The organism is Blastococcus sp. TML/M2B (assembly GCF_016612865.1).
Lineage (GTDB): Bacteria > Actinomycetota > Actinomycetes > Mycobacteriales > Geodermatophilaceae > Blastococcus.
The window spans coordinates 169,306-182,901 of the sequence record NZ_JAENZZ010000001.1; the positions used below are offsets into that span (position 1 = coordinate 169,306).

Genomic DNA, 13,596 nt, shown 5'->3' on the forward strand with positions numbered 1-13,596 from the left:
TTTAGCCGGTCGCAGGTCAGGAGGCCGACGACTTACGCACGACTCGGAGGTCTTGGACGATGCGGATGCTGGTCACCGGCGGAGCCGGCTTCATCGGCGCCAACTTCGTGCACCAGACGCTGCGCGAGCACCCCGAGCACTCGGTCACCGTGCTCGACGCGCTCACCTACGCCGGCAACGAGGCCTCGCTCGCCCCGGTGCGCGACGACATCGAATTCGTGCACGGCTCGGTCGCCGACGCCGAGCTCGTCGACTCCCTCGTCGCCCGGCACGACGTCGTCGTCCACTTCGCAGCCGAGTCGCACAACGACAACTCGCTGCGCGACCCCTCGCCGTTCCTGCAGACCAACCTGATCGGCACCTTCACGATCCTGGAGGCCGTGCGGAAGCACGGCGTCCGGCTGCACCACATCTCCACCGACGAGGTCTACGGCGACCTCGAGCTCGACGACCCGGCGAAGTTCACCGCGGAGACGCCGTACAACCCGAGCAGCCCCTACTCCTCGACCAAGGCCGGCTCCGACCTGCTGGTCCGCGCCTGGGTGCGCTCGTTCGGCATCCACGCCACCATCTCGAACTGCTCGAACAACTACGGCCCGTACCAGCACGTCGAGAAGTTCATCCCGCGCCAGATCACCAACGTGCTCTCCGGGCTGCGCCCCAAGCTGTACGGCGCCGGCGAGAACGTCCGCGACTGGATCCACGTCGACGACCACAACGCGGCGGTGCACCTGATCCTGGACAAGGGCCGGTCGGGGGAGACCTACCTCATCGGCGCCGACGGCGAGAAGAACAACCGCGAGGTGCTGGAGCTGATCCTCGAGCTCACCGGGCAGCCGTCCGACGCCTTCGACTTCGTCACCGACCGGGCCGGCCACGACCTGCGGTACGCCATCGACGCCTCGAAGCTGCGCGACGAGCTGGGCTGGGCGCCGCGCTACACCGAGTTCCGCGACGGCCTGGCCGCCACGATCGACTGGTACCGCGATCACGAGCCGTGGTGGCGCCCGCTCAAGGAGCAGGTCGAGGCCCAGTACGCGGCGCGCGGCCAGTGAGCGTCCTCATCCTCGGTGCCCGCGGCCAGCTCGGCCGGGCGCTGCAGCGCCAGTTCCCCGGCGCCGTCGCCCTCGACCTGCCCGAGTTCGACATCTCCGACCCCGCCACCGTCCGCGAGCACAACTGGGCCGACATCGACCTCGTCCTCAACGCGGCCGCCTGGACCGCCGTCGACGCCGCCGAGGACCCGGCCAACCTGGCCGCCGTCCGCGCGGCCAACGCCGACGCCGTCGGCTACCTGGCCCGAGCCGTGCGCACCTGCGGCGCGACGCTCGTGCACATCTCCACCGAGTACGTCTTCGACGGCCGGCACGAGGGCCCGCACCCCGAGGACTGGCCCGCGAACCCGCTGAGCGTCTACGGGCAGAGCAAGGCCGACGGCGACGTGCAGGCCGGCCACGTGACCAAGCACTACCTGGTGCGGACGACGTGGGTCGCCGGCGAGGGCGGCAACTTCGTGCGCACCATGGCCGGCCTGGCCGACCGCGGCGTCTCGCCCTCGGTCGTCGACGACCAGATCGGCCGGATCACGCACGCCGACGACCTCGCCGCCGGCATCAAGCACCTGGTCGAGACGCAGGCGCCGTTCGGCACCTACAACCTGACCAACGACGGCGAGCCGGTGTCGTGGGCGGACGTCGCCGCCGCGGTGTTCGAGGCACGTGGGCGCTCGGCCGACGACGTCACCCGGGTCAGCACGGCCGACTACTTCGCCGACAAGCCGGACGCCGCTCCGCGCCCGTTGAACAGCGTGCTCGACCTGAGCAAGATCAAGGCGGCGGGGTTCGCCCCGCCGGACTGGCGGGACGCGCTCGCCCGGTTGCTCGCCGCGCAGTAGGTCAGGCGGTGGGCGCGGAGGCCTGCTCGCGCAGGTAGCGCTCGACGCCGTCGACGCGGAAAGGGTCCTGCTCGCGCTGGTCGGCCAGGCGCATGCCCCGGCCCAACAGCACTCCGACCGGCAGAGCGGCTCCCACCCAGACGAGGGCTGCGATCAGTGCGACGGTCATAGATGATTTCTACGGCGGGCGTCGTGATTCTCCGTGATCCCACGCAGGCAGAAAGTGACGAACTGGTCCGCCTGAGCTGGTGGTGGCCCGTGCGCTCAGGCCGACGCGGCTCCGGCCAGGCGCTCGACCAGGTGCTCGACGGAGGCGGTGAGCAGCAACTCGACCGAACCCGGACCGAGCCGGCCGACGTCGAGGGTGAGCCCGCGCTCGCCGAGCGCGGCCGCCAGCTCCTGCTCCCGCCCGCCGATCCGCAGCGCTCGCGCCAGGACCTCGGACGGCGCGGTCGGCACGGTCGCCACGTGCAGCAGCGTGAGGCCGGTCGGCTCGGAGCCGGCGACCTCGGGGACCAGCAGCACGAGCCGGCCGTCGGAGGCGCCCCGGATGATCCGCGGCACCCGGGTGCTGAGCACCAGCCCCTTCGACCCCGCAGGCGTCCGCCGCTCCGAGTAGCGGCTGCGCAGCCCCGCGCTGGTGCCGGTCTGGGCGACCACGTGCAGCGACGGCTCGCCCGCGTGCTCGCGGAACCGGTACCGGGTCGCACCCAGCGGCGGCGCGAGCACCGGCGCCCAGGCGCGCAGCGCGTCCAGCGAGGCGTAGTTGAGCGCCTGCGGGTCGACCCCGAGCTGCACGAGGTGCGCCACGAGCGGGTTGTCGAACAGGTCGGCGTCCCCGCGGGAGGTGCCGACGGTGACCGTCTTCGCCTGGTGCTTGACGCTGTCGATCGACCGGGTCAACTCGTCGACCGCGCGGGTCAGCAGCTCGCGCAGCCGCTGCTCGAGGGAGACGTCGGCGTCGGTGAGCGCGAGCCGCCAGGCGCTCGGCGCGACCAGCTGCACGAACACCTCGGTGAGCTGCAGCGCCGTTCCGCTCGGCACGTAGACGCTGCCCGCCGCGGTGCCGCCCGCCAGCTCCAGGAACGCCTGCAGCGGCTTGGTCCCCGGCCAGTCGTCGGTCAGCTCCACCCCGGCGTCGTGGGCGGTCTCCAGCTCGGCCAGGGCCCGGCGGGCGTCGGTCGCGAGGTCGTCGATGGCGCGGGCGCAGTAGTAGGAGAACAGGTGCGCGGCCGCGGTGGCCAGGATCCAGCCGAGCGAGCGGTGCGCGTCGGGGACGGCGATGACGTCGTCCACCGGCCAGTCGCCGGCCGCCGACTCGTCGGTGATCAGCACCGGCAGGTTGCCGTGCGCCTGCAGGATCGCGATCTCCTTGCCGAGGTCCGCGCGCTGCAGCGGGGAGGTGCCGGCCGCGCAGACGAGCACGAGCGCCTCGGCGGAGAGGTCGATGTGCTTCTTGTCCTCGATCGCGTCGACCGAGACGGTCTTGTAGCAGAGCTCGGAGAGCTTGATCCGCCCCTCCGCGGCCGCGACCTGGTTGAGCCCGGAGCCGATGACCGACCAGGCGCGCCGGGCGAAGGTGCGCTGCGCGACCGCCTCGATCCGATCGCGCCGCTGGTACAGCGTGCGCAGCTGGCCGCAGATCGCCCGCAGCCCGCGCAGCATCCCGTCCTCGGCCGAGCCCGGGACGTCACCCAGGGCGTGCGCGACCTCCCAGGCGATGAGGATCCCGGCGGCGACCTGCGCGTAGAACGCCTTCGTCGAGGCGACCGCCATCTCCACGTCGCGGCCGTCCGAGGTGTGCACGATGCCGTCGGCGCGCTTGGCCAGGTCGCTGTCCCGCCGGTTGACGACGGCGAGGGTGGCCGCGCCGCGCGCGCGCAGCATGTCGACGGTCCGGTTGGTGTCGGTGGTCGAGCCGGACTGGCTGACCGCGATGACCAGGGTGTCCGCCAGCGAGGCGGGCAGCGGGGCCGCCGAGATCTCCGTCGCGGTGCTTGACGAGACGGCGATCCGGTGCCCGAGCAGGTCCGCGGCCACCCGGGCGATGCCCGCGCAGGCGACGGCCGCCGTCCCCTGGCCGAGCAGGACCACGCGGGTGACGGCGCCGTCGGCGAGGGCGGCGCGGATCGCCGCCGGGAACTCCGCCTCCGACAGAGCCGCCCGGAGTCCGTGCTCGCCGTCGACGACGCGGCCGCGCAGCGTCTTGCGCATCGACTCCGCGGCCTCGGCGATCTCCTTGGCGAGGTAGTGCTCCTCGTCGCCCAGGTCGACGTCCTCGGTGGTGATCTCGGCCCGCTGCCGCACGCCGTCCGGCAGCGGCCGGCTCGCGGCGGGATCGGCCGGGTCCCACAGGGTGACGTCGTACCCGCCGGCCCGCCGCTCGACGTGCGCGACCACCGGCGCCGTGGCGTCGGCGCCGACCAGCCGCCCGTCGACGCGCACGTAGTCGGCGCTCACCCCGACCAGGCCGTAGACCTCGCTGGCCACCATCGGCAGGGAGGGGGAGAGCCCGAGGTAGAGGCCCTGCCCGCTGCCCTTGACCCCGGCGGTGAACCCGTCGGGGGAGTGCTGGTCCTGGACGACGATCGCCATCGAGCCCTCGAACGAGCGCAGGCAGCCGGCCAGCGCCTGCCCGGAGGTCGCGGCCGCGCCGGCCAGCGCCGTCCCGACGACGAAGGGGATGACGCGGGCGTCGGTGGTGATGTCGGCGGCCGGGTGGTCGCCGTCGGGCACCGCGAGGATCGCGTCGTGGTTGTCGACGTCGCCGTTGAAGGCGGCGATGACGTACGGGTGCCCCGGCGCGCGGGTGAGCGCGTTGTTGACCGGGTGGGCGTTCGCCTGGCTGATCCGGCCCACGCTGGCCCAGCGGGTGTGCGCGACGACCGTGATCCGGGCCGACGGCAGGTGCAGGGCGGCGCGGAGGTGCTCGTCGCAGGCGATGGCGGCCCGGAGCCGCGCGACGTTGTCGCCCAGCCGCCCGATGAGCACGGCGGTCTTGTAGACGAAGGACAGCCCGCCCTCGACGACGGCGACGGTGCGGTCGCGGAAGAGCGGGTCGTCCCGGCCGGGCGGGACGTCGAGGCCGGCGGTCTCCGGAACGGCGACGAAGACGTGCAGGCCGGCCGAGTCGCGCCCGCGCACCTCGAGCCGGCCGAGGCTGTCGAGGACGACGTCGATCGCCCGGTAGCTGTGGCAGACGGCGGGCTCCGCGGCGTCCTGCACCAGCTCGCGGACCCTGACCGCCGAGCCGAGCAGGTCGTGCCGGAGCCGCCAGCAGGCGTCCCGCGCGTCACGGACCCGGGCCTGCAGCTCCTCGGCCCCCTCCCCGCCGGCCGCGAGGAGCAGCCCGTCCAGCGCGTCGTCGGCCTTCGTGACCAGCGCCCGCGCGGCGGCCGCGGACTCCTCGAGCGCGGCGTGCGCGTCGGGCGAGGCGACCAGCCGGGCGAAGGCGAGGGGCTCGGACCAGGTGCGGGTCGCCGTCGACACCCGGGCGCTCGTCTCCGCCAGCGCGGCGCCCGCGGAGGCGGAGGTCGGGGGATCCGGCCAGTCGGCCGCCAGGTCGGGGAAGCCCTCCGGCACCCCGCCCCCGGTGCCGTCCGGGTAGACGGGGAGGCAGGCCACCACACCGCACACGGCTTCTCCGTTCCGCCCCCGGCCGCCGGAGCGGGCAGCCGGGCATGCCCTCGTCGGAGGCGTGATGGTGTCACGCCGGAGCGGTGCGCGGTGCCCTGCGCGGCACCCCGATCAGAGGCCGGGGCGGACCTCGCCGCAGCGGCAGGCGTAGACGCCGGCGGGGCCGAGCGGGTCCTCGCCGACGTGGCGGAACCAGTGCACGTGCCACGGCGGCCGGGGCCGCGCGGGCAGGCTGCGGCCGGCGCGCTGCGACGGCCTCGGGGAGAGCATGCGTCCAGCGTGCACCGGGACCGCCCGGCTGTCGACGGCTCGCTCCGGGGCGAGCAGGTGCGCGCTCACGAGTCGAGGTAGACGGCAGCGCCGTCGCCCGGGTAGAGCTCGATCCAGCCGAACTCGAACTCCTGCACCCGGCCGCCGTCGGGCACGGCGTACTCGTCGGTGGTCGGGTAGCCCAGCTCGGAGTTCTCCCAGCCCAGCGCCGCCCAGGTGTCGCGGATCTCGCCGGCGACCGGGTGCGCGCCGGTCTCCGACGTCCAGTAGATCGAGCCGCGCTCGAAGTGGTTGAAGCGCCCGATGCCGTCCCCCGTCGGCAGCTCGCTGGTCACCGGGTAGCCGAGCCGGCCGGTCTCGAAGCCCTGGCCGCCGTAGGCCTGGCGGATGGAGCCCCCACACGGCGTGCGCGCCGGTCCACGGCGTCCAGTAGATGAGCCCGCCCTGGAAGTCGTTGAACCGGCCCCGGCCGTCGGGGGTGCCCAGCTCGTCGGTGAGCGGGTAGCCCAGCGGGCTGGTCTCCCAGCCCAGCGAGGCGTACCGCTGGTAGATGGCGCCGCGCACGTGCCGCGGCATGCGCTGCGGCAGCTGGTAGATGACGCCGTGCTGGAAGGCGGTGAACCGGGCGCGGCCGTCGGGGGTGCTCAGCTCGCTGGTGATCGGGTAGCCCAGCGGGCCGGCCTCCCAGCCGAGCAGCGCGTACCAGCTCCAGATCTGGCCCGAGATCGCGTGCGCGCCGGTCCACGGCGTCCAGTAGATGCCGCCGCGCTGAAACAGGTTGTACCGGCCGAGCCCGTCGGGGGTGCCGCGCTCGCCGGTGATCGGGTAGCTGAGCGGCCCGAGGGTGCCGCCCTGCGCCCGGTAGGTGGCGAGGATCGCCCCGTTGACGTGCTGGGGGCCGGTCGGCGTCTGGAACACGTCGGCCGTGGCGACGGCGGTGCCGCCGAAGGTCACGACCGCCGCGACCGCGGCGGAGAGCAGGGACGCGGCCGTGCGACGGCGGGCGCGGGAGGAGCGGGACATGCCGCGGGACGCTAATGGGCGGCTGACCTGCGCGGAAGGCTTCCGGTACGAGATGGTGCAGGTGGGACGGGAGGGTCAGCCGGCCGGCGCCCGCCGCCGGGTTCCCCTCCTGCGGCGCGCCACCGCCCGCCGCAGCCCGCGGCCGAGCCGCCACTGGGTGGCCCGGTGCAGGCCGCGCAGCAGCGCCGGCGGTGCGTCGACGGCGTCCCCGCTGCGGCGCAGCCGCAGCGAGAGGCCGAACTCCAGCGGGGGCAGCTGCGCGTGCCGGTCGACCGCCTCGAACCAGCCGGCGCTGCGCGCGGCGGCCTCCTGCAGGGCCAGCACCGCCGGGCGGCGCTCGTCCTCGTAGGCCCGCACGGCGGCCGGCAGGCCGTCGGGGCCGCGTCCCGCGAGCGCCCGGCCCAGCGCCGCGGCGTCCGCGAGGGCCATGGTGGTGCCCGAGCCGATGGAGAAGTGCGCGGTGTGCGCGGCGTCGCCCAGCAGCACCAGGTTGCCGTCGGACCAGCGCTCGTTGCGGATCGTCGTGAACGACTCCCACGGGCCGCGGCCGGGTTCCCCGGGCCGGCACCGGAGCGGGTGCCCCTCCAGGTGCGCGGCGAAGATCCGGGACAGCGTCTCCGTCGTCGCCGCGGCGTCGGCCGTGTCGAAGCCCAGCCCGGCCCACGTCTGCGCCGAGCACTCGACGATCACGGTGCCGGCGTCGGCCGCGTGCCGGTAGCCGTAGCACCAGATCCAGCCCGCGGTGGTGCGCTCGAAGGCGTAGGTGAAGTCGCGCAGCGGCATCGAGGTGCCCAGCCACACGTGCCGGGTGCCGCCGGGGGACTCCGTCGTCCCGAACCGGTCCGCGCGGGCCCGGCGGAACCGGCTCCCGGCGCCGTCGGCGAGCACCACCAGGTCGTGCTCGCCGGCCAGGGCGTCGGTGACCTCCGCGTCCGGGACCTCCGCGTCGAAGCGCACCTCGGCGCCCAGGGCCCGGGCCCGCCCGGCCAGGACGTCGATCAGCCGCTGGCGGCTCGTGCACCAGCCCGACCCGCCCAGGTGCACCCGCCGCCCGCCCGGTGCCACCACCACCTGGCTCTCCCAGCCCACCGACGTCCGCCGCAGCGCCTCGGCGGTCTCCGGGTCGACCGCGCCCACACCCCGGAGCAGGTCGTCCCGGTCGGAGGCCGCGGTCGCGACGGCGATGCCCCAGCCGTGCGTCGTGCCGGCCGGCCGCCGCTCCCGCACGGTGACGCGACAGGCCGGGTCCAGCCGCCGCAGGGCGACCGCGAGGAACAGCCCGCCCGGGCCTCCGCCGACGACCAGCACGTTCACGCCGGCACCCCTCCCGGCCGGCGGGGGAGCCGGACCGCCGGCCGGCGCGTGCCCGCGCGCATCCGGACCTTGGCGCGGTGCAGCAGGGCCTGACCGCAGTCGCGGGCGGACACGGCGTCGTAGAGCTGCCGGAGCGCTGCGGGGCGGATCAGCTCCACCGCGCCCGGGTAGCGGAAGGCCTCGCCGCCGAAGCGCATCTTGGCCTGGTCGACCCCCGACCACGCCGGGCTCGACCGGATGCCCTCGTCGACGGCGTCGTGCAGGGTCTGCTCCGCCAGCCCGCCGAAGTCCAGCCACCGGTAGCCCTCGCGGTGCGCCCACCGGCCGATCTCCCAGCGGGCCACGCCGGGCACGCCGAGCCGTGCGCCGTCGCCGCTGCGGTCGAAGCCGCCCAACCGGCCGCGGACCATCGAGCCGCACATCGTCACCAGGTCGGCCGTGACCGGGACACCGCGGACCTCGCCGATGAACAGCGCGGCGTTGCCCGTCCGGGCCAGCTCGCCGTAGAGGCGCCGCAGGTGGTCCTCGTCGGGCGGCCGGTAGCCGCACGCGTCACCGCTCACCCGCATCAGGGCCGCGAGCACCGGGACGTCGTCCTCGTCGCCGCGGCGGATCCGCACCCCGCGCTCGGCGGCGCGGCGGATGAGCGAGCGCAGCCTCGGCGGGAGCCCGCGCCGGAGCTCTTCCTCGCACCGGTCGAGGTCCAGCCGCACCGAGCCGGGCGGGGCGATGCCCGCCGTCGACGGGCGGAAGCCCCGGCGCAGCAGCGCCGCGTGCACGTCGTCGGCGCCCTCCGGTGGCTGGACGAAGAGCATCCGCACGCCGTCGAGGTCGGCCAGCGCGCGCGCCAGGTCGTCGACGACGGCGGACCGGTCCGAGGCGGACGGCGCGACGACCGGCCCGTACGGCACGTACCCGATCAGCCGCAGCACGGGGACGCGGCGGAGCAGCACCTGCGCGCCACCGACCAGCCGGCCGCCGCGGCGGGCGAGGACGTAGGTGTGCGCGAACCCCTCCGCGGCGCGGACCCGCGCCCAGGCCGACAGCTGGGTGACGTCGCGGTGCCCGGGGTCCCGGCCACGAGCCGGTCCCACTCGCCGAGCACCTCGGCGCACGGGGTGGCGCGCTGCTCGGTGGTCAGCAGGCCGGCGCTCACCTCAGACCACCTCGTACACGCGGAAGGTGTTGGACCGGGACCACTCCCGCCCCGGACGCCAGCCCCGGAGCGTCCGGACCGGGTGGACCCGCCCGGTGGCGAGCAGGGCCGCCTCCTCGCGCGGGTTGCCGTAGAGGATGCGGAGACGGCGGGGCGCCCGGTCGACCGACGCCAGGATCCGCTCGACCACCTGCGCGAACGTGGCGCCGTCGAAGGGGTTGTAGAGGAAGACCACCGAGGTGTCGTCCGGGACGTCGAACTCCAGGGCGTTGCCGTGCACGAGCCGGACGTCCTGGCAGCGCAGCCGGTCGCGCACGCTCGCGAGGTTGCGCACGGCCACCTCGTGCAGGCGCTCGGACAGCTCCACCCCGTACACGGTGCGGAACGGGTGGCGCAGCGCCGCCTGGAGGACCACGCGCCCCTTGCCCGAGCCGATGTCGACGAAGACGTCGTCGGGGCCGACGTCGCCCGGCGGCAGCAGGCGCCGCAGCGTGACCAGGCCGGCGGGGGCGTACCGGGTGTACTCGGGGTTGTCGAAGCCCAGCTCGCCCGGCTGGATGACCCCGTCGGTGTCCAGCCCGTAACGGCGGTCGAACAGCGCCCGGTTGGCCGACCGCTTGGCCCACGCGTAGGGGCGGCCCACGGTCCGGAGCAGGGATGCGGTCATGGCTGCGCCCTTCCTGGCGACGGGTCGATCGGGGGAGGTGCCGCGGCGGGGGCCGGTCCGGGCCAGGCGCTTGGCCCGATCGACCAGCACCCGCCCGACCCCGGAGCGGAGGGAGAGGTCGTAGGCGGCGCGGACCAGCGGCGAGGCGATCAGCTCGACCGGGTCCGGATAGCGGATCGGGGTCCCGCCGAACCGCAGCTTGTGCCGGTCCGGACCGGAGAGCCGGTCGACGTCCAGCTCGCCGCCGGACAGCAGCACCTCGGCGGCGGACTCGGACAGGCCGCCGTGGTCGAACCAGCGGAAGCCCTGGGACCGCGCCCAGGTCATCGCCGTCCAGTCGACCGCCGCCGGGACGTTCAGCCGGGCCGCCTCGCCGTCCCGGTCGAAGCCGAGCAGCCGGGTCTTGAGCACGCCTCCGGTGGCGCTGTAGACCGCCGTCGCCGCGGGCCGGCCGGCGACCTCCCCGAGGAACACCACCAGGTCGCCGCTCGGGAACAGCTCCCGGTACATGCCGCGCAGGTACTCGACCCCGAAGGAGGTGTAGCCGTGGTGCTCGCCGGTGTGCGCGAGCAGCGCGGCCACCTGCGGCAGGTCGGTCTCGCCGGCGATGCGCACCTCCACCCCGGCCCGCGGCCAGCGGTTGACCCACGGGCGCAGCCGGCGGCTGAGGTTCCTGCGCAGCTCGTCCTCGTCGCGGGCGAGGTCCACGCGGACCGACGTGCGGGGGGCGATGCCCGCGTCCGACGGGCGGAAGCCGCGGTCGGCCAGTGCCCGCGCGGCCCCCGCCCCGCCCGAGGGCGGCTGCACGAAGAGCATCCGGAACCGGGAGCGCGCGAGCGCCGCCAGCTCGTCGGCCAGCGCGGTCGCGACCGGGCCCGCGCACTCCTCGCCGACGTCGACCAGCGGGCCGTACGCCACGTACCCGATGGCGCCGAGGACGGGCACCCGCCGCACCAGCACCTGCGCACCGCCGGCCAGCCGCCCGTCCCGGTGCGCCAATACGAGCAGCGAGGTCATGCCGGCCTCCGCGCGCACCCGCGCCCAGCCGGAGAGCTGCGCGACGTCGCCGGCCGGATGCGCGCGGACGAAGTCGTCCCAGCCCTCGAGCGAGCCGGTGTCCGCGGGGGTGGCGGTCGTGACCGTCGTCCCCCTGCCCCTCGTCGCGGGCGCGCTCACAGCCGGTCCACCGCCTCGCTGCGCACCCGGTTGCGGGTGTCGAGGACGTGGTCGGCGTGCCGTTCCAGCAGCTCCCACGGCAGGTCGTCGTGGTCGGTGAGCACGATGACCAGGTCCGCGGCCGCGACCTCCTCCGGGGTGCACGCCACCAGCTCCAGGCCCGCCGGCAGGTGCGCCCGGTCGACCAGCGGGTCGACCCCGCGCACCCGGGCGCCCAGCCCCAGCAGGCGGCGGGCCACCTCCAGGGCCGGTGACTGCCGCGCGTCACCGCTGTTGCGCTTGTAGGCGAGCCCCACGAGGAGCACCGAGCTGTCCTTCACCGACCGGGCCCGCAGGTTGAGGTGCTCACCGGCCCGGGCGACGACGTAGTCCGGCATGTGGTCGTTGATGTCGTTGGCCGTCTCGATGAACCGGAAGTTCTGGTTCAGCGAGCGGCGGACCTGCCACGACAGGTACGAGGGGTCGATCGGCAGGCAGTGGCCGCCCACCCCGGGGCCGGGGCGGAAGGGCATGAACCCGAACGGCTTGGTGGCGGCCGCATCGATGACCGACCAGACGTCGATCCCCAGGCCGTGGCAGACCATGGCCAGCTCGTTGACCAGCGCGATGTTGACGTGCCGGAACGTGTTTTCCAGCAGCTTGGTGAGCTCGGCCTCCCGGATGCCCGCCACGGGGACGACGCGGTCGACCAGCCCGCCGTAGAACTGCGCCACCGCCTTGGTGGAGAGCTCGTCGACGCCCGAGACGATCTTGGGGGTGTTCCGGAAGTTCCAGACCGGGTTGGACGGGTCGATCCGCTCCGGGCTGTAGCCGACGCGGTAGTCCTGCCCCGCCCGCAGCGGGCTGCCGGCCTCGAGCAGCGGGATGAGGACGCTCTCCGTCGTCCCCGGGTACGTGGTCGACTCCAGGACGACGCAGCACCCGGTGGTGACGTGCGGCGCCAGCATGGTGGCCGCCGACTCCACGAACCGCAGGTCCGGTGCGCCGTCGCGCAGCGGCGTCGGGACCGTGATGACGGCGACGTCGAAGCCGGCGAGGTCGGTCACGGACCGGGTGGGCCGGAACCGGCCCGTGGCGAGCGCGGCGGCGATCTCCTCGTCGGAGACGTCGTCGATGTAGGTGCGGCCCGTGCGCAGCCGGTCGACGCGGGCCTCGTCCACGTCGAAGCCGACCACCTCGAACCCGACCTCGAGCGCGCGCATGGTCAGGGGCAGCCCGACGTAGCCCTGCCCCATCACCACCAGGCGTCGTCCACCGGCACTGCTCATCAACTGCTCCTCGGGGTGGCCGGAGTGGAGGGCGGGAGGGCTTCCCGCCCGTACGATGTGGAACCCGCGTCCCACGGGGGAGAGGGGTGGTCGTGCTGCCGCGCCGAGGAGCCCCGCCCCTGGTCCTGGCCGGCGTCGCGGCGCTGCTGCTGACCGCCTGCACCTCCGGGGCCGAGCCCGAGGCGGCCGCCCCGACCGGCCCGGACGGGTGCACGGTCTCGGCCGGCACGGCGGCCGGAGCCCAGCTGGCGCTCGACGAGGCGCAGGGCGGCTCGACGGTCTGCGTCACGGCGGACCTGCTCGACGCCGACCTGCGGCTCGAGCGCTCGGGCACCGAGGACGCGCCGATCCGGCTGCTCGGCGACGGCGCGACGGTGCGGTCCCTGACGGTGGAGGACGAGGAGCACGTCGTCGTCGAGGGCTTCGTCGTCGTCGACGGCGACGGCATCGTGCTGAGCGGCCGTTCCCTGGTGGTCCGCGGCAACGAGGTGCGCGGAGCCGAGCTGGACGGGATCAGCTGCGAGCGCCCCTGCGCCGACGTGACGGTCGAGGGGAACACCGTGGAGGGCACCGACGGGTCGGGCATCCTCGTCGAGGGCGAGCGGATCACCGTGGAGGGCAACACGGTGAGCGGGTCGGTGCGGCGGGAGTCCGGGGACGCCGACGGCATCCGCTTCTTCGGCACCGGGATCCGGATCCTGGGCAACACCGTGCAGGACATCAAGGACGACGGGTACGCCGATCCGCCGCACACCGACTGCTTCCAGACCTACGACAACAGCCGCCCGCCCACCGTGGGGGCGCTGATCGCCGGCAACGTCTGCCGCAACGTCGACCACCAGTGCCTCATCGCCACGGCGGAGGAGGCCGGCACCGCCGGGGAGGTGGGGCGGTCGCGGGACATCGAGTTCACCGGCAACGTGTGCGACGTCGAGGGCTCCCAGGCGGTGCTCGTCCAGTGGATCCCGGGCGTCGTCGTGCGGGGCAACACCCTGACCGGCCCGGCGCTCGACCGCGGCGCGATCTTCCTCGACGGGTCGACCGGCGCGGAGTTCTCCGACAACGAGGTGCCTGCCGGCCTGGTGCCCTACCAGCTCGACGAGGAGTCCGAGGACGGGTTCAGCACCGACGAGCCGGGCTGAGCCCGGCGGGGTCCTGGTCATCGGCGCAGTCCTCGGCTCGGTCACGGCGA

10 protein-coding genes and 1 pseudogene are annotated in these 13,596 nt (G+C 74.9%); 3 read left to right on the top strand and 8 right to left on the bottom strand.

Annotated features, from left to right (window positions below; translation table 11 throughout):
- Nucleotides 1-59 precede the first annotated feature (59 nt).
- Both rfbB and JKP75_RS00785 read left to right on the top strand, forming a co-directional pair.
- Entirely contained in the window at nucleotides 60-1,055 is a 996-nt protein-coding gene (rfbB, locus tag JKP75_RS00780; protein WP_200489574.1) for a dTDP-glucose 4,6-dehydratase, read from the top strand.
- Nucleotides 1,052-1,894 carry an NAD(P)-dependent oxidoreductase gene (locus tag JKP75_RS00785; RefSeq protein WP_200489573.1) on the top strand — a complete coding sequence of 281 codons (843 nt, stop codon included), beginning with the start codon at nucleotides 1,052-1,054 and terminating at the stop codon, nucleotides 1,892-1,894. Before rfbB ends, JKP75_RS00785 begins: the two co-directional genes overlap by 4 nt.
- Nucleotide 1,895: 1 nt before the next feature.
- Here the strand turns inward: JKP75_RS00785 and JKP75_RS00790 are convergent, their stop codons facing one another.
- The 8 genes and pseudogenes from JKP75_RS00790 to JKP75_RS00820 form a co-directional block, all read right to left on the bottom strand.
- Nucleotides 1,896-2,063 carry a hypothetical protein gene (locus tag JKP75_RS00790; protein WP_200489572.1) on the bottom strand — a complete coding sequence of 56 codons (168 nt, stop codon included), beginning with the start codon at nucleotides 2,061-2,063 and terminating at the stop codon, nucleotides 1,896-1,898.
- 95 nt (nucleotides 2,064-2,158) lie between these two features.
- A complete protein-coding gene (locus JKP75_RS23560) occupies nucleotides 2,159-5,530 on the bottom strand; it encodes an SIS domain-containing protein (protein WP_200489571.1) in 3,372 nt (1,123 codons plus the stop codon).
- Between the two features lie 335 nt (nucleotides 5,531-5,865).
- Entirely contained in the window at nucleotides 5,866-6,135 is a 270-nt protein-coding gene (locus JKP75_RS19960) for a hypothetical protein (RefSeq protein ID WP_309229671.1), read from the bottom strand.
- Between the two features lie 70 nt (nucleotides 6,136-6,205).
- Nucleotides 6,206-6,823: pseudogene (locus tag JKP75_RS19965) on the bottom strand (LGFP repeat-containing protein); the annotation flags it as partial.
- Between the two features lie 75 nt (nucleotides 6,824-6,898).
- Nucleotides 6,899-8,137 carry an FAD-dependent monooxygenase gene (locus JKP75_RS00805; RefSeq protein WP_200489568.1) on the bottom strand — a complete coding sequence of 413 codons (1,239 nt, stop codon included), beginning with the start codon at nucleotides 8,135-8,137 and terminating at the stop codon, nucleotides 6,899-6,901.
- Nucleotides 8,134-9,231, bottom strand: a complete 1,098-nt coding sequence (locus JKP75_RS00810) for a lipid II:glycine glycyltransferase FemX (RefSeq protein WP_200492677.1) — start codon at nucleotides 9,229-9,231, stop codon at nucleotides 8,134-8,136. Before JKP75_RS00810 ends, JKP75_RS00805 begins: the two co-directional genes overlap by 4 nt.
- A 63-nt stretch (nucleotides 9,232-9,294) precedes the next feature.
- Nucleotides 9,295-11,136 (bottom strand): GNAT family N-acetyltransferase, encoded by a 1,842-nt coding sequence (locus tag JKP75_RS00815; RefSeq protein ID WP_200489566.1) that lies wholly within the window; start codon nucleotides 11,134-11,136, stop codon nucleotides 9,295-9,297.
- On the bottom strand, nucleotides 11,133-12,404 hold the full coding sequence (locus tag JKP75_RS00820; RefSeq protein ID WP_200489565.1) for a nucleotide sugar dehydrogenase: 1,272 nt from the start codon (nucleotides 12,402-12,404) through the stop codon (nucleotides 11,133-11,135). The genes JKP75_RS00815 and JKP75_RS00820 overlap by 4 nt, the downstream gene beginning before the upstream one ends.
- 86 nt (nucleotides 12,405-12,490) lie before the next feature.
- Between JKP75_RS00820 and JKP75_RS00825 the strand changes: the two genes are divergently transcribed.
- A complete protein-coding gene (locus JKP75_RS00825; protein ID WP_200492678.1) occupies nucleotides 12,491-13,546 on the top strand; it encodes a right-handed parallel beta-helix repeat-containing protein in 1,056 nt (351 codons plus the stop codon).
- Nucleotides 13,547-13,596: the final 50 nt, after the last annotated feature.

Coding starts and splice junctions, on each gene's coding strand:
- rfbB (WP_200489574.1), top strand. CDS start 60: ATGCGGATGCTGGTCACCGGCGGAGCCGGCTTCATCGGCGCCAACTTC.
- JKP75_RS00820 (WP_200489565.1), bottom strand. CDS start 12,404: ATGAGCAGTGCCGGTGGACGACGCCTGGTGGTGATGGGGCAGGGCTAC.
- JKP75_RS00790 (WP_200489572.1), bottom strand. CDS start 2,063: ATGACCGTCGCACTGATCGCAGCCCTCGTCTGGGTGGGAGCCGCTCTG.